This window comes from Endozoicomonas acroporae, from assembly GCF_002864045.1.
Classification (GTDB): Bacteria; Pseudomonadota; Gammaproteobacteria; order Pseudomonadales; family Endozoicomonadaceae; genus Endozoicomonas; species Endozoicomonas acroporae.
The window spans coordinates 1-17,911 of the sequence record NZ_PJPV01000083.1 but is presented as its reverse complement, the minus strand read 5'-3'; the positions used below and the strand labels follow the sequence as shown (position 1 = coordinate 17,911).

Sequence of the window (17,911 nt, the reverse complement as noted above, 5' to 3'; positions counted from 1 at the left end):
TGTTTAAGTGGAAAAGCTGCTTACGGCTTGGTCTGATTTCAGATCAGATATTGAGGGCTTGGCTGCTTTGATATTGACAATGTAATGGATGATTAACAGGATTAGCCATGGCAAATACTGCTACTGAATACATACAGCACCACTTGCAGAATTTGACGTATGGTCAGCTGCCTGCTGGTTATCAGCGAGTTGACGCTTATGGGCAGTCTCAGGGTGTTCTCACCGAGCCAACCTGGACGTTTGCCCTGACTCCCGCTGAAGCCAAAGAGATGGGGTTCTGGGCCATTCATGTAGACAGCATGCTCTGGTCGGTGTTCCTCGGCTTTGTGTTTGTTCTCCTGTTCCGATTTGTTGCCAAAAATGCCACAGCAGGCGTTCCCGGCAAGTTACAAAATGCCATTGAGTCCATTGTCGAATTTGTGGACACCAGCGTTCGCGAATCGTTCCATGGCAAAAACCCACTGATTGCCCCCCTGGCCCTGACCATTTTTGTCTGGATCTTCTTCATGAATCTGATGGACCTGATTCCTGTGGACTGGATTCCCGGTCTGGCAACACTGGCAGGCATTCCCTACATGAAGATCGTGCCATCGACAGACCCGAACATCACCATGTCCATGTCGATCAGCGTCTTCTTCCTGATGCTCTTCTTCTGGATCAAGGTGAAAGGTGTGTCTGGCCTGTTCTCTGATCTGGCTTTACACCCATTCTCCAGCAAGAATCCGCTGGCGAAGGTTATTCTGATTCCTGTCAACCTGCTGCTGGAAACGGTGTCCCTGTTAGCCAAACCCGTTTCCCTGGGGCTGCGACTGTTCGGCAATATGTATGCCGGTGAACTGATATTTATCCTGATTGCCATGATTGGCTGGGCGCAACTGCCACTGCATTTTGGCTGGGCTGTCCTGCACATTCTGGTTATTACTCTTCAGGCTTACATCTTCATGACCCTGACCATTGTTTATCTGAGCAGCGTTCATGAAGAACACTGAGTGAAAGGTAACCGGGCAGCGTATCCTTCAGGAGAGCTGCCCACTGGATAAATTTACTTTAACTAACCACTGAATCTCACAACACACGACCTGAAAAGTCGGGAGGAAATATGGAACTGGTAGTTGGTCTGACAGTAATCAGTGTTGCCATCATGCTGGGTGTAGCGGCGCTGGCAACGGGTATTGGCTTTGCCCTGCTGGGCGGCAAATTCCTGGAAGGGGTTGCCCGTCAGCCGGAAACTGCACCTATGCTGCAAACCAAAATGTTCATCGTTGCGGGTCTGCTGGATGCGATCCCAATGATTGCCGTTGGTATTGCCCTGTTCTTCACCTTTGCTAACCCGTTCGTTGGACTGCTCTAAGCAAAGACGTTAATGCCCGACCAGGTGCCAAGCCACGCAGGTCGGTTCCCCCGGGAGCCGACCTGCGTTGAGAAAAGGCCAGGCTCTGAAAGGAGCCAACGACATTAACTAAAAGAGGTGTTGGCGTGAATTTAAATGCAACTCTGATCGGCCAATCCATCGCTTTTATGTTCTTTGTGTGGTTCTGCATGAAATATGTGTGGCCACCTCTGACCAAAGCGCTGAGTGACCGACAGCAAAAAATAGCCGATGGTCTGGCTGCTGCTGATAAAGCAGAAAAAGACCTGGCTCAGGCCAATGACAAGGTTGCTGACCTGCTGAAAGAAGCAAGAGCTGAAGCCCAGGGCATCATTGAGTCAGCCAACAAGCGCGCAAACCAGATTGTCGATGAAGCCAAAGAGCAGGCCCGTGCTGAAGGTGACCGCCTGAAGGCCGCTGCTGCTGCTGAAATTGAGCAGGACGCTAACCGGGCTCGTGAAGCATTGCGTACGCAGGTGGCAAGCCTCGCTATTGCCGGTGCTGAACGAATTCTGGGTGAACGTCTGGACGAGGCAGCGAACAGCAAGCTGGTTGATGATCTGGCGGCTGAACTTTAAGAGGGCTGGAGATCATGGAATTAACAACCTGTGCCCGTCCCTACGCCAAAGCGGCATTTGAATATGCCCGTGATGCATCACGTTTGAGCGAATGGTCTGACATGCTGTCGCTCTGTGCCAGTGTGACTGCTTATCATAAAGTGGTTGAGCTGCTGTGCAATCCGCAACTGAGTGGTGCGCAACAGGCAGAAACCATTATCGGGCTGTGTCAGGGCGACGGTTCACTGGATCAGCCGTTTGAGAATTACCTTCGGGTGTTGTCAGAACATCGTCGTCTGCAACTGCTGCCTGAAATTGCTGCCCTGTATGCCCGGTTGAGAGCGGAAGAAGAACGTTCCCAGCAGGTGCAGGTGACGTCAGCGTATCCCCTGAGTCAGGAGCAGCAAGATAAACTGGCAGAAAAAATGGCGGCCAGACTTGGACGTTCTGTTCAACTGGTGACCGAGATCGACAGTAGCATTTTAGGTGGCGTTATCGTCAAAGCGGGTGACCTGGTCATTGATGGCAGTCTCCGTGCCCGGCTGGGCAAGCTGGCCGATGCGATGATTTCCTGAGTAATCAATACAGCCTTGAGCTCAACAATAGAGAGTAGGAGGCCGCGGCGCTCATGAGCCCAAAGGTGCAGTTTTTCACTCAGGCTTCTGTCAGGTGCCAACAGCAATAGTGCCCAGGGCGGAATAAGCCATCGGGTTGAGAATCAATAAAACTGTACGTTTGTGGTTAAGTGGGGCAGGTAAGCTATGCAGCAACTGAATCCTTCCGAGATCAGTGACATCATCAAGAGCAGAATCGAGCAGCTTGATGTGTCCAGTGAAGCCCAGAATGAGGGCACGATTGTCAGCGTAACTGACGGTATTGTACGTATTCATGGTCTGGCGGATGCCATGTACGGGGAGATGATCAAGTTCCCGGGCAATGTCTATGGTATGGCACTGAACCTTGAGCGAGACTCTGTCGGTGCAGTGGTCCTGGGTGACTATGGCGATCTGGCTGAAGGCCAGACCGTTCAGTGCACCGGTCGAATTCTTGAAGTACCCGTGGGCAATGAACTGCTCGGGCGCGTGGTCGATGCCCTGGGCAACCCGATTGATGGTAAAGGTGCCCTGCAAACCGGGCAAACCTCTCCCCTGGAAAAAGTAGCACCCGGCGTTATTGCCCGTCAGTCGGTGGATGAGCCGGTGCAAACCGGCTACAAGGCCGTTGACTCCATGGTGCCCATCGGCCGAGGCCAGCGTGAGCTGATCATCGGTGACCGTCAGACCGGTAAAACTGCCCTGGCGATCGACGCCATCATTAACCAGAAAGGCACTGGCGTTAAGTGTGTCTATGTTGCTGTGGGGCAGAAGCAGTCCACCATTGCCAACGTGGTGCGCAAGCTGGAAGAGCACGGTGCCATGGACCACACCATTGTGGTGGCAGCCGGTGCGGCTGATCCGGCGGCCATGCAGTTCCTGGCACCGTTTGCCGGCTGCTCCATGGGTGAATACTTCCGTGACCGTGGTGAAGATGCCCTGATCGTCTACGATGACCTGACCAAACAGGCTTGGGCTTATCGTCAGATTTCCCTGCTGCTCCGTCGTCCACCGGGCCGTGAAGCTTATCCTGGTGATGTCTTCTACCTGCACTCCCGTCTGCTGGAGCGTGCAGCACGGGTGAACGCGGATTACGTTGAGAAGTTCACCAACGGTGAAGTGAAAGGCAAGACCGGTTCCCTGACCGCACTGCCCATCATCGAAACCCAGGCCGGTGACGTATCGGCTTTCGTACCCACCAACGTTATCTCCATTACCGACGGTCAGATCTTCCTGGAAACCGACCTGTTCAACGCCGGTATCCGCCCTGCCATGAACGCCGGTGTCTCGGTATCGCGGGTAGGTGGTGCTGCCCAGACCAAGATCATCAAGAAGCTCGGCGGTGGTATCCGTCTGGCACTGGCCCAGTACCGTGAACTGCAGGCGTTTGCCCAGTTTGCTTCTGACCTGGATGAAGCCACCCGTAAGCAGCTGGAGCATGGTCAGCGGGTTACTGAGCTGATGAAGCAGACCCAGTACGCCCCCATGTCGGTAGCGGAAATGGGACTGGTTATCTTTGCTGCTGAGAAAGGGTTCCTGGCAGATGTGGCCCTGAACAAGATTGGTGACTTTGAAGCCGCCCTGATCAGCTATGCCAATGCAGAGCACAGAGCGCTGATGGCGACCATCAATGAGTCCGGGGACTACAACGGCGAGATTGAAGCAGGCCTTAAAGAAGTCATTGAGAAGTTCAAGGCCACCCAGACCTGGTGATCAGTTGTCAGTGGGCAGTTGTCAGTGGGCAGTGAACAGCCTGACTGGCAACTGGCCACCCATAACTGACCACTGATCACTGACAACTGGAAACTGATTATGGCCGGGGCAAAAGAGATACGGACGCAGATATCGTCCATTAAAAGCACACAGAAAATTACCAGCGCCATGGAAATGGTGGCTGCCAGCAAGATGCGTAAGGCCCAGGAGCGGATGGAAACCAGCCGCCCCTATGCCGAGCGTATTCGTCAGGTGGTAGGACACATCGCCAACGCGAATGCAGAGTACGAACACAGCTTTATGGTTGAGCGTGACGTCAAACGTGTTGGCTTCATTATCGTCTCCACTGACCGTGGTCTCTGCGGTGGCTTGAACATTAACCTGTTCAAGAAGACCGTAGAAAGCATGAAGGCGTGGACTGACCAGGGTGTCGGCATCGACCTCTGTCTGATTGGCAGCAAGGCTGCCGCCTTTTTCCGCAGCTATGGTGGTAACGTCGTGGCAGCCATGGCGCATATTGGGGACTCACCCAACATTGCTGACCTGATTGGCGGGGTCAAAGTGATGCTGGACCGTTACGACGAGGGGCAAATTGACCGACTGTTTGTGGTGCACAACGACTTCGTCAACACCATGACCCAAACGCCGCAAGTGCAGCAACTGCTGCCATTGGTACCGGATGATGACGCGTCCCTGAAGAGACCCTGGGACTACCTGTATGAGCCTGATGCCAAAGAGCTGCTGGATGGTCTGCTGGTGCGTTATATCGAGTCTCAGGTGTTCCAGGCGGTGGTTGAAAATAATGCCTGTGAACAGGCGGCTCGAATGGTGGCCATGAAGAGTGCCACCGATAACGCCGGAAACCTGATTGATGACCTGCAGTTGGTCTACAACAAGGCCCGTCAGGCTGCGATCACACAGGAATTGTCTGAAATTGTCAGCGGTGCTGCGGCTGTTTAAAAGCGTGGCCGTTTAAAAGATTAAGGGGTGAGGAAAGACTATGAGTAGCGGTCGTATCGTACAAATTATCGGTGCCGTCATCGACGTCGAATTCCCACGGGACAGCGTGCCCAAAGTGTATGACGCACTGAATGTTGATGGAAAGGATCTGGTACTGGAAGTTCAGCAGCAGCTGGGTGACGGTGTCGTTCGTTCCATTGCCATGGGCTCTACCGAAGGGGTTGCCCGTGGTTTGAACGTTGCCAACACGGGAGCACCGATTCAGGTGCCAGTGGGTACCAAAACCCTGGGACGTATCATGGACGTTCTGGGTAATCCTATTGATGAAAAAGGTCCCATCGGTGAAGAAGAAAGAGCGGCCATTCACCGGAAGGCACCCAGTTACGCTGACCAGGCCGCCACCAACGAGCTGCTGGAAACCGGGATCAAGGTCATCGACCTGGTTTGCCCATTTGCCAAGGGTGGTAAGGTGGGTCTGTTCGGTGGTGCCGGTGTGGGTAAAACCGTCAACATGATGGAGCTGATCCGTAACATCGCCATCGAGCACTCCGGTTACTCGGTATTTGCCGGTGTCGGTGAGCGTACCCGGGAAGGTAACGACTTCTACCATGAAATGACCGACTCCAACGTTATCGACAAAGTATCGCTGGTGTACGGCCAGATGAACGAGCCACCCGGAAACCGTTTGCGTGTCGCCCTGACCGGTCTGACCATGGCGGAAAAATTCCGTGATGAAGGCCGTGACGTACTGCTGTTTATCGATAACATCTACCGTTACACCCTGGCGGGCACCGAAGTATCAGCACTGCTGGGCCGTATGCCGTCTGCGGTAGGTTACCAGCCAACCCTGGCGGAAGAGATGGGCGTACTGCAGGAGCGTATTACCTCCACCAAGACCGGCTCCATCACTTCTATTCAGGCGGTATACGTACCGGCGGATGACTTGACTGACCCATCCCCGGCCACCACCTTCTCCCACCTGGATGCCACTGTGGTACTCAGCCGTGATATTGCCTCCAAGGGTATCTATCCGGCCATTGACCCACTGGACTCCACCTCCCGTCAGCTGGACCCTCTGGTCATTGGCCAGGAGCACTACGACGTCGCCCGGGGTGTGCAGACGGTACTGCAGCGCTACAAAGAGCTGAAAGACATCATTGCCATTCTGGGTATGGATGAACTGTCTGAAGAAGACAAGCAGACCGTATCCCGCGCCCGTAAGATTGAGCGATTCCTGTCTCAGCCCTTCTTCGTAGCGGAAGTGTTCACCGGCTCTCCGGGTAAATATGTGCCATTGAAAGACACCATTCGTGCCTTCAAGGGCATCCTGGAAGGTGAGTTTGATGCGCTGCCAGAACAGGCTTTCTATATGGTCGGTTCCATTGACGAAGCGGTTGAAAAAGCCAAGTCCATGTAAATCATTCAAGGCGTCAGGGGAAAAGCATTGTGAACCACAAAGTCACAAAGACACCAAGGAAGAACAGGAAAAGCTCTTCTTTGTGCCTTTGTGTCTTTGTGGTTCAGAACGAAGTTGTTTTGAACCAGACCAGTAAAGGAGGTGTCTCATTATGGCATCAACCGTAGATTGTGACATCGTTAGTGCCGAGCAGGAGATCTTCAAAGGTCAGGTAGAGATGTTGATTGCTACCGGCTCCATGGGAGACTTGGGCATTACCCCCGGGCATACTCCGCTGCTGACCGAACTGAGACCCGGACCGATCCGACTCATTACCCAAAGTGGTGAAGAAGAGGTCTTCTACGTGTCCGGTGGCTTCCTGGAAGTTCAGCCAAACCAGGTCAAGATCCTGGCGGATACGGCACTGCGAGCCGACGACATGAATGAAGCGGCGGCTGAAGAAGCCAAGCGTCAGGCAGAAAAAGCTCTGGAACACCAAAGTGGCGAATTCGACTACTCCAGGGCAGCAACCCAACTGGCCGAAGCGGCAGCCCAGCTCAGAACCCTTCAGGCGGTTCGCAAGAAACTGGGCAAATAAGTTCATTTTTGCTGCTGCCAAAGAGCCCTGCTATTGCAGGGTTTTTATGTTTTTACACTATGTCCGGTTAATTGCTGAAGCGTATTGTCATTAGATATGCTTCTCCATCCTGTCGAAACTGGATCTTGAGTACTCCCTGTCAGTTTCGTTATAGTGCCCACCAATTCATTCCCTCCTGTGGACCCAACCCCATGCCGTTAAACCAGCCCTTATTGCCATCCATGCAATACGATGCCGTTATTATTGGAGCAGGGGCTTCCGGGTTGATGTGTGCACTGACGGCAGGTGATCGCGGCCGAAAGGTGCTGGTCATCGACCATGCCAATAAGATTGGCAAGAAAATTCTGATTTCCGGCGGTGGCCGCTGCAACTACACCAATATGTACGCTGAACCGGCAAACTACCTTTCCAAAAATCCCCATTTCTGCAAATCGGCACTGGCCCGCTACACCCAGTGGGATTTTCAGGCGCTGGTGGATAAGCACCAGATTCCCTGGCATGAGAAAACCCTGGGGCAGCTGTTCTGCAACCAGCAATCCAGCGATATCGTAGAGATGCTGGTGGAAGAGTGCAGAAAGTCCGGTGTCACCATTCGCCTGAAGACAGCATTGCATCACGTTAAGCCATTGGATGATGCAGCGGGCTTTACGCTGGATACGACATTGGGAGAAATCCGCTGCACATCGTTAGTGGTGGCAACCGGTGGCTTGTCATTCCCCACCATGGGCGCTTCCGGTCTTGGCTATGAACTGGCCGAGCAGTTCGGTCATCATTTAATTGAAAGGATGCCAGGCCTGGTGCCATTTACCATGGACAAACAGTGGCTGGCCCACTTTATTGAGTTATCCGGTGTGAGTGCCGATGTTATCGCCAGCTGTAATGGCCAGAGCTTTCGGGAGAATGTCCTCTTTACCCACCGAGGGCTGAGTGGGCCTGCCATATTGCAGATCTCCTCCTACTGGCGGCCTGGCAATAAAGTTTCCATCAACTGGCTACCGGGTATCGCCATAGAAGACTGGTTGAATGAACTCAGAGAAGCAAAACCCAAGGCTGAAATTCGTTCAATACTTTCAGATAAATTAACCAAACGTCTGACAACCGCTCTATGCACTTATGGAGAGCTGCAAAAATTGACAGACAGTGGTCGTAAACCCATGAACCAGTTTTCTGCAACTGAGCTGCAACGCCTGGCCGAAAGCCTGGAATCCTGGGTATTCATGCCAGCGGGCACCGAAGGTTATAAAAAAGCCGAAGTCACTGTGGGCGGCGTAGCTACTAACAATATTTCATCGAAAACCTTCGAAAGCCAGAACCAGCCAGGGCTCTATTTTGTGGGTGAAGTACTGGATGTCACCGGCCACCTTGGCGGATTCAACTTCCAGTGGGCCTGGGCTTCGGGGTACTGTGCCGGGCTGTACGTATAAATTTTGTGCGGGGGGAATAAATATTGCGCATTGTCCAAACTTAAGATCGGTCAGGTTCCAGTCATTTAAAAAACCGACACCAGCGATCAATTTTTTTAAGGCATATTTAAAATCCCATTCTTTACATTTTTTTACATGATGTGATTTAATTCGCAGAAATCGAATAAAAATACAACGACGATAGTCGTTGATTTAAGGAAGTTAAGGTTTCGCGTCATGGATGTAATGTCGCAATGGCTGGTGTTGCCTGGCCGTGTTGTTTATCCCTTTTTTTTGCTGACAGGCCTGCTTTTCAGTTCGCTCTATGCACAGGCCACTGAACGACAGATTACCCCTGTAGAAAGAACGCTTGAGCGGCAGCAACAGCTGGATTTGCTGCAGCAGCAAGCCGATAAGCTCAAGCAGCTGCAAGACCTTCCTCAACCCGTTGTTTCAGAACCCATTGTTACCGAAGACAGTAACGCTCAATGTTTCAGCATCAACCATATTGAGTTGGATGGGGCTTCACTGTTATCCACTGCTGAACATGCGACTCTGCTTTCTCCCTGGCTGAATACCTGCGTTGGCATCGCTCAGATGAATCGCTTGCCCTCTAATCAGGCTCAACTAAAACTACAGCCGGGCAGCAAACCCGGGGAAACCGTGGCCTTATGAAATACAATGATTTTATTTTTAGTGTGCATTAACCTTTGATGAATTCTGTCTTAGTGTGCACGTTATATTCCCCCTGCACAAAATTGTATAGACTTGCAGGATGCGGCGTTTAACTCAGTGAGATCAAGTTTATCAATTCCAGCTTCTAAACATGGACTGCGCCGCCATTTCCAACGGCTGAATTTTTGCGAAGCTTCCTTTTGTACTCCCTGCTGCACTTCCTTACACGCTCTGCATAATCGGGATCATTCTGGTAGCACATCCTACGGCGTTCTCTTGGGCACTCCCTTCTTGTGTGCTCATCGAAATTGAGATCATTCTAGCAGTGCTTTCTTCGGCTCTCCCTTCGGCGCTTCCTTTGGCCCTCCCTTAAGCGTTCTGCGAACACGGGATCATTCTGGTAGCGCTCCCTTTGGAGCTGATTTTGGCGCATGGTGTACATGGGGTCTTTGCGAAGCGCTCTCATGTATTCCCTTCGGCGCTTCCTTTGACGCTCAAGGTAAGCGGGATCTTTGCGGCGCTCTCTCATGTACTCCCTTCGGTGCTTCCTTTGGTGCTCAAGGAAAGCGGGATCTTTTCGACGCTCTCTTATGTACTCTCTTTTTCGCTCAGCGGTAACGGAGTTTTTGTAACCATTTGAAAGGTGACGGGTATAGACTGGCTCTACACCAACCGACACCAGGATGGCAGCGGAGGGCGTTTGGCGGACACATATTTTTTATTTTTTTCCAGCATGTTTTTCCAATATGGTACATCAGCCTTCAGCCACTGGCCTTCTTCATGGGAAGGGGCTCTTAGCTCAATGCCCACTGCAGCCATCGTATCAACCTTCATGTGCCAGAGTTCGGGGTAGTGTCTTGCGGGTGCACAGATACCGGTCCATGGATCAATAATTACGGCCTGGTCATTCCAATCATTAAAATTATCGGGGAACACCCCCTCTACATTGGGCTCCTGGTCCATTACCACAAAGCAATGACCATTCGGCCAGAGGGAGACGCGGTAGTAAATCAGTGGACCGGGTTGTTGTGACAGAAAATAACAGACAAGATTGCTTTTTTCACCACAGTTACCTGCCTTAACTTTTTTAACTTCTGAGATATATTCTTCGAAGTTGTATTTTTTTCTTTTCTGTCGCGATGCATGGATGATGTCATTGACCTCATCTGCATCAGGTAAGCTGGGTGTCCAGGGTTTTATAGCACTTAAATGACCAACCCCAATATTGCCAGAGCCTAAAGATGTATGGACATTGGCAAAACGCAAAGCAGTTTGCGCAATGCTTGGTTGTTTGGGAGCTGCTCTGCTGGCCAGCTCATGAACGTACCGGGATTGTGCGAGGTTTTGGAGAGAAGTGGAACGTTGTATGGGCATGGAAACGACTCCTGATTTTAGGGCATCTGCAAGAAGCAGGGGTGAAAAGCCATTCTCTGAACACAATCGGACTTTCAAGCAGTAAGAATACTACCTATCACTATTAACCTTGGTTTTTTTGACGTTACCTTCCCCGGATTGTTTCGACTTGGAACGGCAGGTCATAACAGTCTGCGCAGGATACAGGCATAACCTGGCTACATGGCTCTCCTTGCTATGAGTTGACAGATCTTGCTGATAATTAAAACTGAAAGGTGAATCAGAGGGACCTGTTTGCAAACAAGTCATAGGAGCCAATAGAGGAGAGAAACTGTGGATGCCAGCCGTGCCCAGTCGGTAAATACGCCAGTTCCAAGTACCAGCGCTCAAACCAGGGCGCTGGAACGACCACCCGACGCCATTGTCCGGCGTCGATCTTGTCAACTATGCGGACAATTTATTGAGTCTCCTCCTTTTATGGTGTCCCGTTGTTGCGAACACATGTACCACAATTGCTGTTCTCTCGCGACCAGGGATGTGCTCGGGTGCTCAGGCTGCCGGGCAACTCATGTCAATTTTTACCAGGATACGCAGTTTGCCGAAGAGGTAAAGAAATACGACTGGAGTCTTTTTCAATCAGCAACTCAAGTAGCTGCTGGTAAGCGTGCATCGACCGAGTCTGTCATTGATCTCACCAGTGAAGAAACAGGATCACTGGTGGCGATTCCGGGTCCATCCGGGCTATCGGGGCCCCAAACTCAGCAATGTATTGATGCCGGAAGAGTTTCCCAACGGGAAACGTTCAAGAAAGCGCGATTGGATACTCAGGAAGCGGTGTCATTCCGGGCTGATTATTCTGTCCAGCCAGCCATTCTCCCCTCAAATAACCTCGATCTGTACAGCATGACCGGTACTTTTGCACGTCTTTTTGCCGAGCCTTTCATGCTGGAAGAGATGGAAGCTCTGACAGTGCAGAGTGGGTATTATTTTGTGGCACAGATGATGAACGCTGGTATGGTGCCTGAATGGCAGGAAATATGCGATAGCAAAGGCCATCTTTGTGGCAAGCAGACGAACATTGACCAGCCTGATGAGACCAATGCGTTTTTTACCACTATGCAGCATCACCTGGATCAGCTGGCACCGTCCCATCGGCTCTTTGTTACTTTCGTCTGTTCATTCCAGAATAACATAATGGGTTTGCCACAACAGCGCTCATCAGTGTCACAAATTTTTCGCCACCCATCTGACAATCGTCTGATATGGCTAACTACTACCGATGAGCCCATAGCAAAAAATCCCCATGGTCGCCTGATTTTTGGTGTTTTTACCAGCGGTATCCAGCTAGTGAAATACCTTCGGTTTCTTATTCTGACCAGTGAAGCTGACCAGGTTATGTTTGTCCGATCGACCAATGAAGGAGAATCGGATGCTGACGGTCTGGATAACATCAATATCAGGGAGTTTATTCAGCGTTACCCCCCCAGGGATATGGGCGTCGGTGGACAGTCAAAAAATCACCGGGGAATTCTTCTGGCCGCTGCCCAGAGCCTTGGCATGCAACGTATCAAAAAAGAGGATGCAAGCAAGGTTGTGCTTCTGGATAAACTGATTGACGGCAAATTTCGCAACGCTCATCTGACGGTCAAGGACCTGATGACCCGTCTGAACGACCTGAATTATTTCCCGGACAACGATGAAATCATCAGTTCCGGGCTGAAGCTTTCGCAAATGTTCGCCAGGAAAGAAACCCAGGCAGAAAATATTCGCCTGCAACGGCAAGTGGCCGATTGCGTGAAAAAGTTTCATGGGTCACTGGCAACAACAGGCTATATTCAGATCCAGCTGGAACCTTGGGTATTCACTTTACCTGATGAAATTCTGGTGCTGGCCTGTGATGGGGACCAGCTGTACCTGGTGAATATGAAAAGAAAATCGGTATCTGTCCAGTGTTCGTCGAGTATCGATGATATCACTGATTTCTGTCAGGTGTTTATGAGTGGCTGCCATATCAGGGAGGCTTATATTACGCTTTTTCTGCCGAAGCAGGCCGAAAACGCCAGCGCTCCCAAGTGATTGCTGTGAGGCTGTCCGGGAACAGGCTGCCCTGCGTGGCAGGTCACCCTGTCGGGTGCTATTCCCGAACAGCCTCTCAGATACTCTTAAGAACCAATCACTTCAGCAGTTACACGACGGTTTTGCTGACGGCCTTCGGCGGTATCGTTGCTGGCAACAGGTTTACTCTCACCCATACCCACCGCATCAATACGTCCTGCGTCGACACCGTGCGTGTCGATCAGCTGTTGACGGATGATGTCGGCACGACGAACAGACAGCTGTTCATTGTAAGTCGCTTTGCCCTGTGCGTCGGTATGGCCTTCAATACGGATGCGAACGTTCGGGTAACGCTGCAAGAAGTCACCCATTTTGGCGATCTGGTCAATGCCTTCTGGATTAATGGTTTCGGAGTCGAAATCAAAATTTACCAGCAGGTCAATGGCTGTCATTGGCTCACAGCCCGTCTGGTCAACGGTAATGCCTGCAGCGGTATTCGGGCACAGGTCGTCCTTGTCCAGTACGCCGTCGTTATCAGCATCAAGCACCGGAGCGGGTTCAACGCTGGCAACCACTTGTTCCTGAACCGGCTCAACCACGGCAACAGGTTCTGCTGCCTTGGCGACACTGCCGAAAGTCCAGGTCAGGGCGACATTAGCCATGGCTTCTGTCTGGGCGTAATCCAGAGTGCGAACGGCACGGACATCACCACGGATGGCCAGGTTTGGAGTAAATGCCTTTCTCAAACCAAAACCGGCATTCATGCGAGTGTCGTCGTGTTCGGCACCCATCTCATAATCGGCTTCCAGTTCAGAAATACCGGCAACCACGTAAGGGGTCAGGGAACCATCCCATGGGGTCAGGTCGTAGAATGCGTCCAGACGGAATTCTTTAAGGTCTGCATCCGAGCCTGTCTTCTGCTCTGTGGAGTATTGAGAGTAGATGCCTTCAACACTGAAGCGGTCGTTCAGACGATAGCCAATACCGATTTCCGGTGCCAATGCGTTATCCAGGCCGCGATTGCTGTCCAGATCGTTCCAGGCACCACCGACAGTGAATGTCAGCCCTTTATCCACCACCTGTGATGCCATGTCACTGGCAATTACCGAACTGCTGAGGGTTGCGCCAATGGCGATGGCAATCAGTGAGCGTGCGAAACCTTGCACTTTCATAATGTCTTCTCTGTGTGTGTTGTGTGTCTTTAAGGGCGCATGCGCCAAAAGGGAGAGGAGGTTACGTGATTTTTACGCTGGAATAAATACTGTGTCGTTATGTGTTTGTACTTGCACCCATAAGGGCCACTAAAGTCACAGGTAGTCCCTGCCCATGGCTCGATAAGTCTGGATGGCAAAACCGGTTTTCACGAAGTTTGCGGTGTTAATGCTGCAATGCCCTGAAATCAGCGGTAATTTTCCCTATTTAAAGCCGGATCAGGCTGCTGTAGTTTGCGCTATATCATGCCAATTTTACCCACAGAGATAACAACAGAATGACAGGCTACAACGGAATTAAATTGATCGCTGTCGATATGGATGGCACGTTTCTGAATGATAACAAAACGTATAACCGTGAACGTTTTCTGGAGCAGTTCAAAATCCTGAAAGCCCGGAGCATTCGATTTGTCGTGGCCAGTGGCAACCAGTATTACAAATTGCGCTCCTATTTTGAGGGTATTGATGCTGGTGATATTGCCTATGTTGCAGAAAATGGCGGCTATGTACAAGACGGGCAGCGGGAGCTGTTTGTTGCGGATATTGCCAGGGAAACCCTGGTCCGTGTCTACCCGTTTCTGGAAAGCCTGCAAGAGGTAACTGCCATTATCTGCGGCCGCAACAGTGCCTATGTTTTGCATACGGCTGATCCTGAAGAAGTAACCAATGCCCGCAATCATTACCAGCGTCTTGAGCTGATACAAGGCTATCAGGATATCGACGACACAATTCTTAAAATTGCCATCAAAATGTCTCCAGCCAGACACGATAGCGTATTGGCAGGGGCTAAAGAGACACTGGGAGATGTGCTGGTATCAGTCACCAGTGGTCACGAGTGGATTGACCTGATCATTCCCGGTGTTCATAAGGCACATGGTATTCATCTTTTGCAGGAACAGTGGAACATTGCTGACCATGAAGTGGCTGCCTTTGGCGATAGTGGCAATGACCTGGAAATGCTGCAAAAGGCAGGTTTCAGTTTTGCCATGAATAATGCCAATGACAGGGTCCGACAGGTTGCCCGTTATTCAGCTCCGACCAATAATGAGGAGGGCGTCCTTGAAACCATCGACCATATTTTGAAGAGTCATCTGGTCGGACAGATAGCTTAGCGCTTATCGGGTTCTTTGAGCGTTATATTGCCCACTGTCTTGTTGATCCTGAGTTTTCTGAATAATCGGTTCAAGTCCCCATAAAGTGAATCATCATCCACTTCAACCAGCTGGTTACCATTGTAAGTGAAATATGGGGATGTACTCTCTTTCTTAACCGCTTTGATTTCACCCATTACTTTGTGCTTCGCAGGAGGTGGTGGCTTTTTATCTTCTTTTGGTGGACGTTGTTGATTCAGGGAGCCAAGCGTCTTTATATTCATGGTTCTTTACACCTTATCACCAACCTCTGAGTTACCTGTAGTAGTTTAGTAGTTGGTCTGCGATTGTCGGTAAAAGTTCAAGGTAGAGTCGTCCTGGTGACTCTGCCGGGTCCGGGCAGGCAATGTGAGTCAACCTGATGGTTAAGTTCTTGAATAACTTTATTTTTCTGCTTTGGATGGGCTTCACAGGTATGCTTGATCATCTGGCGTCTTATACTTTTTGCGGAACTAATATCTCAAAAAAGGTACTAACTATCAGCAGTGTTGTGTTTTGTGAACTTCACAGGCGTTAAAAGCAGTAACAATTTTTGCTAGATAGCCTTATTGAAGCGATCAACACAGAATCAGCTTATTGCTTTAATTATCAAAAAACTGCAAGATAATAAATGACAAGGAGGTTAACAATGCCGCGACCTGTATCAGATGCATTTATGGGATACCTATCAAACGTTCCAACTGCCCTGAATCATTCTGGAGTAAGTGACGTTGTCACAGCACCTGTTGATAAAGGATATATCGGTTATTTGGGTCACCAATTCGATCCTTACGATAGGTTTTTGGCTGATTATTCTATCCAAATTGTGACTACGCCAACGACATTGCCAGTAAATAACAGTGAATTACCATGCAGTTCAACGTTATCAAATGCTGCTGGATATAAACCTGATTTGGCGGGTGAATTTGATGAAGCTTTACTCGCAGCCGATAAAAGCACGCAGAATCTACTTGATCCAGATTATTATCTGGGAACACCTCTAATGCCGTTAGATGATAATAATCTCTGCCCAGGTCAGGATAACATTGAAAATGGTTCAGGTTCTGCGAAAGATGCAGTGGATTTATCTTCTGTTAAAAAGACAATGCAGATACCCACTGATCCACCGGCAGTAATGGATATTAATCCTAATGCTGTAGTGGACAGCAAACCTGTCAGTCAAAACCCTTCGTGTACTCCTTTAAAGTCCAAAAAACCCATTGTAGCCAAAGCTGAAAGTGTTAAAGCTATAAGGTCACTGGTAACAGGGATAATAACTAACCATCAGCACTATAGTATTCAGGATATTACTGATATGGATATTAAAAAATTCAATAATATTATTAAAAGAGAAACTGATAATTGGATTTGCCTGTTGGCAAAAGATATTAGAAGAAGGGGTAGAAATAAAATTGCCGCCCGAAAATGCAGAAAAAGAAAGTCAGATGAAAAAACCAAATCTAAAACTAATAACGAATTACTCCGTGATGAAAAACAATCGCTCAAATCACAGAATGAAGAAATATCCAAAGAGCTAAAGCAGCCGAATAAAGTTATTAAAGCTTCGCAAGAAAAATTAGTGGAAATTTATGGGCGCACTCCATACCTGAAAACTCTTTAGACAGGCTTCTGGTGTCCCGGTTTTTCATTGCATCAGGGAAGCACTCTGAGGCGGTAGATCATCCTTTGGCGGTACGGTTTCGTGAAATAACTGAGTTTTTAGTCGCTGACAACGGGTCCAACACTTTTATAATGCACTGTCGATTTTCCTGTCCTGTTTTCCCAAAAGAGTGCTAATCTGCCGACTTATATTATCTATTGATCTCACTACTTTACCGATTGATTAGACAGGTAAAAAATGAAGTTTATTAACCGTTGTGTCATAACCCTGAAGCCAAAAACAGCATTTATCGATTGGGTAACAAGCTTGGATGCCGAGCTACCTCAGACGTGGGACTTTGAAGGTGGTGCTTATCTGTTTGACGAGCATGAATCTGAAGAGAGTCTGTTGGATGGTGTCAGTGAAGAAGCGCACGCCATTCTGGAGAATGAGTTCTCTGTGTGGACGGAGGATGAAGACAAGTGGCCCGGGCCGAGAGACTTTGCCACCCTGAAGCAACTGTTTACCCTGCATATTGCAGTTGCCGGTTTTGATCTGGGCAAGGAGCCCCTGCTAAGGGCTGATGTTGCTGATCTGCTCTGAAGCCGGATACTGACGACTTCCAGACAACAAAGAAATAACAGGCTCCAAGGAGGAAGGTGGGAGATACCGGAATGGCAAGATATGGTTGTGATGACCACAACCATATTGTTAAAAAGAGAAAATTAATTTTCTCTTCTTTCAGCAAGCTCTTCCATTCTGGCCTCTAGCTCTTCCTGCTTTGTAGGAACCGTAATAGAGTCCAGTGCTTCTCTGGTACTCACCACATTCACCACATTCATAACAGGCATTGATACCGGTTTTTCCATGCCATGTCTTTCCATGGCCTGAGCAGCATAGTCCCGATCCGCTGAAGCATTGACGCTGATAAGAATGACAGAAGAAGATAAGATGGCAGATAGTGTCTTGTTCATGGGTGTTCTCCGTTGATAGTAAGCAGACGACCTATTCCCAGCCCCTCTTAAGTAGCTAACCATATGAAATCATATATTTCTGACTCCTTGTTCAGGCACTCCCGGCAACTGCTCCTGCGTTGCTCTAGCTCCTGCATCCATGCAGTCGTGCTTCGTTACAACTCCGGTCACATAGCTACGGCTATGCTCCCTCCGTTGTGCCTCGCATAGCACCTGCCCAAGTAGCCAGAAATATGTGATTCCATATGGCCAGCTACTTATTAAGGGGGCTATAGCCAAAATGTATTCAGCACAGCTCAAGCAAAAGTGCAGACAGTAAAGACT

At 49.9% G+C, this 17,911-nt stretch carries 19 protein-coding genes; 14 read left to right on the top strand and 5 right to left on the bottom strand.

Going from position 1 to position 17,911, the window contains the following annotated elements; genetic code table 11:
* Nucleotides 1-107 precede the first annotated feature (107 nt).
* The 10 genes from atpB to CX664_RS14560 all read left to right on the top strand — a co-directional run bounded on the left by atpB (nt 108) and on the right by CX664_RS14560 (nt 9,264).
* Nucleotides 108-989, top strand: coding sequence for a F0F1 ATP synthase subunit A (gene atpB / locus CX664_RS14605; RefSeq protein ID WP_101747446.1), 882 nt, complete (start codon nt 108-110; stop codon nt 987-989).
* 110 nt (nt 990-1,099) lie between these two features.
* On the top strand, nt 1,100-1,351 hold the full coding sequence (gene atpE, locus CX664_RS14600; RefSeq protein WP_020581950.1) for a F0F1 ATP synthase subunit C: 252 nt from the start codon (nt 1,100-1,102) through the stop codon (nt 1,349-1,351).
* A 125-nt stretch (nt 1,352-1,476) separates the two neighbouring features.
* Nucleotides 1,477-1,947: a F0F1 ATP synthase subunit B gene (locus CX664_RS14595; RefSeq protein WP_101747445.1), complete on the top strand. Its 471-nt coding sequence runs from the start codon at nt 1,477-1,479 to the stop codon at nt 1,945-1,947.
* Nucleotides 1,948-1,961: 14 nt separating this feature from the next.
* The gene (locus tag CX664_RS14590; protein WP_101747444.1) at nt 1,962-2,501 is read left to right on the top strand and encodes a F0F1 ATP synthase subunit delta; all 540 of its coding nucleotides are present in this window, start codon (nt 1,962-1,964) and stop codon (nt 2,499-2,501) included.
* A 186-nt stretch (nt 2,502-2,687) separates the two neighbouring features.
* Nucleotides 2,688-4,232, top strand: a complete 1,545-nt coding sequence (atpA, locus tag CX664_RS14585) for a F0F1 ATP synthase subunit alpha (RefSeq protein WP_101747443.1) — start codon at nt 2,688-2,690, stop codon at nt 4,230-4,232.
* 99 nt (nt 4,233-4,331) lie between these two features.
* Nucleotides 4,332-5,192: a F0F1 ATP synthase subunit gamma gene (atpG, locus tag CX664_RS14580; RefSeq protein ID WP_101747442.1), complete on the top strand. Its 861-nt coding sequence runs from the start codon at nt 4,332-4,334 to the stop codon at nt 5,190-5,192.
* A 40-nt stretch (nt 5,193-5,232) separates the two neighbouring features.
* Entirely contained in the window at nt 5,233-6,609 is a 1,377-nt protein-coding gene (gene atpD, locus CX664_RS14575; protein ID WP_101747441.1) for a F0F1 ATP synthase subunit beta, read from the top strand.
* Between the two features lie 151 nt (nt 6,610-6,760).
* Entirely contained in the window at nt 6,761-7,186 is a 426-nt protein-coding gene (locus CX664_RS14570; RefSeq protein WP_101747440.1) for a F0F1 ATP synthase subunit epsilon, read from the top strand.
* Between the two features lie 191 nt (nt 7,187-7,377).
* The gene (locus CX664_RS14565; RefSeq protein WP_244910672.1) at nt 7,378-8,610 is read left to right on the top strand and encodes a BaiN/RdsA family NAD(P)/FAD-dependent oxidoreductase; all 1,233 of its coding nucleotides are present in this window, start codon (nt 7,378-7,380) and stop codon (nt 8,608-8,610) included.
* A 216-nt stretch (nt 8,611-8,826) separates the two neighbouring features.
* Complete coding sequence (locus CX664_RS14560; protein ID WP_101747438.1) at nt 8,827-9,264, top strand: POTRA domain-containing protein; 438 nt, start codon at nt 8,827-8,829, stop codon at nt 9,262-9,264.
* 319 nt (nt 9,265-9,583) lie between these two features.
* Here CX664_RS14560 and CX664_RS25770 read toward each other — a convergent pair whose 3' ends face one another.
* Together CX664_RS25770 and CX664_RS14555 are read right to left on the bottom strand one after the other, a co-directional pair.
* Nucleotides 9,584-9,943: a hypothetical protein gene (locus tag CX664_RS25770; RefSeq protein WP_146000030.1), complete on the bottom strand. Its 360-nt coding sequence runs from the start codon at nt 9,941-9,943 to the stop codon at nt 9,584-9,586.
* Nucleotides 9,928-10,638 carry a hypothetical protein gene (locus CX664_RS14555; protein WP_101747437.1) on the bottom strand — a complete coding sequence of 237 codons (711 nt, stop codon included), beginning with the start codon at nt 10,636-10,638 and terminating at the stop codon, nt 9,928-9,930. The genes CX664_RS25770 and CX664_RS14555 overlap by 16 nt, the downstream gene beginning before the upstream one ends.
* 312 nt (nt 10,639-10,950) lie before the next feature.
* On the opposite strand from CX664_RS14555, the gene CX664_RS14550 reads away from it, so the two are divergent.
* The gene (locus tag CX664_RS14550) at nt 10,951-12,693 is read left to right on the top strand and encodes a hypothetical protein (RefSeq protein ID WP_146000029.1); all 1,743 of its coding nucleotides are present in this window, start codon (nt 10,951-10,953) and stop codon (nt 12,691-12,693) included.
* A gap of 86 nt (nt 12,694-12,779) precedes the next feature.
* Here CX664_RS14550 and CX664_RS14545 read toward each other — a convergent pair whose 3' ends face one another.
* The gene (locus CX664_RS14545; RefSeq protein WP_101747435.1) at nt 12,780-13,844 is read right to left on the bottom strand and encodes an OmpA family protein; all 1,065 of its coding nucleotides are present in this window, start codon (nt 13,842-13,844) and stop codon (nt 12,780-12,782) included.
* 317 nt (nt 13,845-14,161) lie between these two features.
* On the opposite strand from CX664_RS14545, the gene CX664_RS14540 reads away from it, so the two are divergent.
* Nucleotides 14,162-14,995, top strand: a complete 834-nt coding sequence (locus CX664_RS14540) for a Cof-type HAD-IIB family hydrolase (RefSeq protein WP_101747434.1) — start codon at nt 14,162-14,164, stop codon at nt 14,993-14,995.
* Here CX664_RS14540 and CX664_RS14535 read toward each other — a convergent pair.
* Nucleotides 14,992-15,258 (bottom strand): hypothetical protein, encoded by a 267-nt coding sequence (locus CX664_RS14535; RefSeq protein WP_101747433.1) that lies wholly within the window; start codon nt 15,256-15,258, stop codon nt 14,992-14,994. The two genes, CX664_RS14540 and CX664_RS14535, sit on opposite strands and share 4 nt — an antisense overlap.
* A 404-nt stretch (nt 15,259-15,662) precedes the next feature.
* On the opposite strand from CX664_RS14535, the gene CX664_RS14530 reads away from it, so the two are divergent.
* Both CX664_RS14530 and CX664_RS14525 read left to right on the top strand, forming a co-directional pair.
* Nucleotides 15,663-16,634 (top strand): hypothetical protein, encoded by a 972-nt coding sequence (locus tag CX664_RS14530; protein ID WP_180966502.1) that lies wholly within the window; start codon nt 15,663-15,665, stop codon nt 16,632-16,634.
* Nucleotides 16,635-16,871: 237 nt separating this feature from the next.
* Nucleotides 16,872-17,216, top strand: coding sequence for a hypothetical protein (locus CX664_RS14525; protein WP_101747431.1), 345 nt, complete (start codon nt 16,872-16,874; stop codon nt 17,214-17,216).
* 122 nt (nt 17,217-17,338) lie between these two features.
* On the opposite strand, the gene CX664_RS14520 is transcribed toward CX664_RS14525, so the two are convergent.
* Nucleotides 17,339-17,587, bottom strand: a complete 249-nt coding sequence (locus CX664_RS14520; RefSeq protein ID WP_101747430.1) for a hypothetical protein — start codon at nt 17,585-17,587, stop codon at nt 17,339-17,341.
* Nucleotides 17,588-17,911: the final 324 nt, after the last annotated feature.

Bases quoted from the DNA above. Each gene is read 5' to 3' on its own strand.
- atpB (WP_101747446.1), top strand. From the start codon at position 108: ATGGCAAATACTGCTACTGAATACATACAGCACCACTTGCAGAATTTG.
- atpE (WP_020581950.1), top strand. From the start codon at position 1,100: ATGGAACTGGTAGTTGGTCTGACAGTAATCAGTGTTGCCATCATGCTG.
- CX664_RS14590 (WP_101747444.1), top strand. From the start codon at position 1,962: ATGGAATTAACAACCTGTGCCCGTCCCTACGCCAAAGCGGCATTTGAA.
- atpA (WP_101747443.1), top strand. From the start codon at position 2,688: ATGCAGCAACTGAATCCTTCCGAGATCAGTGACATCATCAAGAGCAGA.
- atpG (WP_101747442.1), top strand. From the start codon at position 4,332: ATGGCCGGGGCAAAAGAGATACGGACGCAGATATCGTCCATTAAAAGC.
- atpD (WP_101747441.1), top strand. From the start codon at position 5,233: ATGAGTAGCGGTCGTATCGTACAAATTATCGGTGCCGTCATCGACGTC.
- CX664_RS14570 (WP_101747440.1), top strand. From the start codon at position 6,761: ATGGCATCAACCGTAGATTGTGACATCGTTAGTGCCGAGCAGGAGATC.
- CX664_RS14565 (WP_244910672.1), top strand. From the start codon at position 7,378: ATGCCGTTAAACCAGCCCTTATTGCCATCCATGCAATACGATGCCGTT.
- CX664_RS14560 (WP_101747438.1), top strand. From the start codon at position 8,827: ATGGATGTAATGTCGCAATGGCTGGTGTTGCCTGGCCGTGTTGTTTAT.
- CX664_RS14555 (WP_101747437.1), bottom strand. From the start codon at position 10,638: ATGCCCATACAACGTTCCACTTCTCTCCAAAACCTCGCACAATCCCGG.
- CX664_RS14545 (WP_101747435.1), bottom strand. From the start codon at position 13,844: ATGAAAGTGCAAGGTTTCGCACGCTCACTGATTGCCATCGCCATTGGC.
- CX664_RS14540 (WP_101747434.1), top strand. From the start codon at position 14,162: ATGACAGGCTACAACGGAATTAAATTGATCGCTGTCGATATGGATGGC.
- CX664_RS14535 (WP_101747433.1), bottom strand. From the start codon at position 15,258: ATGAATATAAAGACGCTTGGCTCCCTGAATCAACAACGTCCACCAAAA.
- CX664_RS14530 (WP_180966502.1), top strand. From the start codon at position 15,663: ATGCCGCGACCTGTATCAGATGCATTTATGGGATACCTATCAAACGTT.
- CX664_RS14525 (WP_101747431.1), top strand. From the start codon at position 16,872: ATGAAGTTTATTAACCGTTGTGTCATAACCCTGAAGCCAAAAACAGCA.
- CX664_RS14520 (WP_101747430.1), bottom strand. From the start codon at position 17,587: ATGAACAAGACACTATCTGCCATCTTATCTTCTTCTGTCATTCTTATC.